The following is a 2,437-nucleotide window of genomic DNA, read 5'->3' on the forward strand; positions in this document are numbered from 1 at the left end:
CTCCGCCTCGATCGCCTGCTCCAGCAACCGACGCGCGCCGGTGCGCAGGATGGTGGTCAGCGGAACCGGGCCGCGCCCCAATCGCTGAACAGGAGCAGGGCTACGAGGATCTGGCGCAGGAGCATGACCGGATCATGGAAGACCGCAACCAGCTGGCGGTGAAGGTCGCCCAACAGGACGCGGCGCTGACCCGGATGTCTGCGGAGATGGAGGATCGGCAGCGGCAGGCGGCGGACGCTCAGGCCGCTGTGGAGACCGTAAACCACCTTCTGTCGGAAGAAAGGGCTGCCCACCTGCGCTCCTCGCTGCAACTCGACCAGTTGCGTTCGGAATTGACCGCCAAGCGTCAGGTGGAGCAGGCGCTGGAGGAGGCGCGCCGCGAGAACGCCCGCCTGCGGGGGCGGCTGGAGGTTCTGGAGCCGTTCGCGGCGACGCTCGCGGCATCCGCCCATCGTGAAGCCGGTGGCAAGGTGAAGCCCGGCAAGCAGGGCTCGCTGGGGCTGCCGGCCACGGCCGCGCCGCCCGACTCCTGACCGCACCGATGACCGGGTTGGCGTCGGCGACGCCGATCTGCCGCTGTGTTTCCGCTTCTGCCACCATCGGACCATATCGTCATGGCCGCTCCCACCATGGACTTTCCACCCGTGCCCCACACCACCGACTCCACCGCCGCGACGACGGCGCCCGCTGTCCAGCCGCCCCAGCAGGAGCCGCGGACCGTTCCGCTCGAGAAGCTGCTCGGATTGGCCCGCATTCTGGCGCGCCATGAGATGCGCCGACGGCCGTCCCAGGCCGGCTTCATGACGTTCGCTGCCGGCCTCACCCTTGTTCTTCTCGCCGCCCTGATCGCGTTTTCCCTGAAGGCCCTGCGATGACCGTCCTCCACCACCCCCGACTCCGTGCCGTGATCTACGCTCGCTACTCGACCGACAAGCAGCGCCAGGAATCGATCGCCGACCAGATCGAGCTGTGCCGGCGTTACGCCGTCCAGCAGGGCTGGGAGGTTGTCAATACCTACACGGACGCGGCGATCAGCGGCGCCTCCCGGCACCGCCCAGGCTTTCTGAAGCTGGTGGATGACGCCGGGCGCCGCCGCTTCGATGTTGTGGTGTCGGAGGGCATCGACCGTCTGGGCCGACGGTTGGCGGACACCTCCGATCTCTATGACCGCCTCAACTTCCACAATATCAAGCTGTACACGCCGCACCTCGGCGAAATCACCACGCTCCACATCGCCATCATGGGCATGATGGCGCAGGTGCAGCTCAAGGAGACCGGTCAGAAGACCCGACGCAGCCATCTCGGCTTGGCCAGGGAGGGACGTGTTCCCGGCGGCAAAGCCTATGGATACGACGTCGTCGACGGCGACAAGGCAGGTGGCGGGTACCGCCGCATCAATGCGGACGAAGCCGCCGTTGTCCGCCGCATCTTCACGCTGTACGCCGACGGCATGAGCCCCCGCGCCATTGCGCGCCTGTTGAACGATGAGAACGTTCCAGGCCCCAGGGGGAGGAGATGGGTCGATACCACGATCCGCGGACAGGTCGCCCGTGGGACCGGTATCCTCAACAACGCCAATTATGCCGGCGTCCTGGAATGGGGACGTTGCGAGTTCGTCAAGGATCCGGGCACCGGCAAGCGCGTCGCCCGGATCAACCCTCAGGAAAAGCGGGAGATTGTAGAAGTTCCCGAGCTGGGCATCATCGACGACGTTCTGTGGAAGCGCGTCAAGGCGCGACAGAAAGCGGTTGCCACCGAGATCGGTCGGGATGAGCAAGGCAACGCTCTGAACCGCGTGCATCGGCGGCGCTTCCTTCTGTCCGGCGTGCTGGTGTGCGGCGTCTGCGGCGGCCGCTACACCATCATGGGCAAGGACCGCTACGGTTGCGCCGGCCACCGGAATGCCGGCACCTGCCCGAACGACCGCACCATCACCCGGCAAGCGATCGAGGGCCGTGTTCTTGCCGGGCTGAAGGAGCGCCTGCTCGGCGCCGACGTGGTCGCCGCCTTTATTGAGGAAATGGTCGTGGCGCAACGGCGTGATCAGGCCGAGGCCCGGAACCGGCGCGGCGACCAGGAGCGCGCCCTCGCGGGCATCGACCGGAAGATCGAGGCGATCCTGGAGGCGGTGGAGAAGGGGCTGTACAGCCCATCGCTGAACGCGCGGCTGACCGCCCTGGAGGCCGAGCGTGCCACGCTCGCCGCAGAGATCGGCGCCCTGGGGACGGAGGCGCCGGAGATGCTGCTGCCGGCCAACCTGCCGGAGCTGTACGGGCGGAAGATCGCGGAGCTCGAGTCCGTGCTCGGTGACGGCGACGAGGGGATGGCCGCGATGGAGATGATCCGGTCCATGGTCGACCGCGTCGTGCTGTCCCCCTGCCCCTCGGGCGCCGGGCTGGAGGCCCAGCTTCATGGCGACCTGCTGGCGATCATGGAG

Annotated in this window: 3 protein-coding genes; all 3 read left to right on the top strand. The window is 67.6% G+C overall.

Features of this window, described 5'->3' with window-relative positions; all coding sequences use genetic code 11:
- Positions 1 to 134 precede the first annotated feature (134 nt).
- Complete coding sequence (locus JJL56_RS32620) at positions 135 to 533, top strand: hypothetical protein (RefSeq protein ID WP_200487919.1); 399 nt, start codon at positions 135 to 137, stop codon at positions 531 to 533.
- Between the two features lie 81 nt (positions 534 to 614).
- Positions 615 to 875 (top strand): hypothetical protein, encoded by a 261-nt coding sequence (locus JJL56_RS32625; RefSeq protein WP_200487920.1) that lies wholly within the window; start codon positions 615 to 617, stop codon positions 873 to 875.
- On the top strand, positions 872 to 2,437 hold a 1,566-nt coding region (locus JJL56_RS32630), incomplete at its 3' end, for a recombinase family protein (protein WP_200487921.1). The genes JJL56_RS32625 and JJL56_RS32630, both read left to right, overlap by 4 nt.

Origin of the sequence: Azospirillum aestuarii, from assembly GCF_016632405.1 — a bacterium.
GTDB lineage: Bacteria > Pseudomonadota > Alphaproteobacteria > Azospirillales > Azospirillaceae > Azospirillum > Azospirillum aestuarii.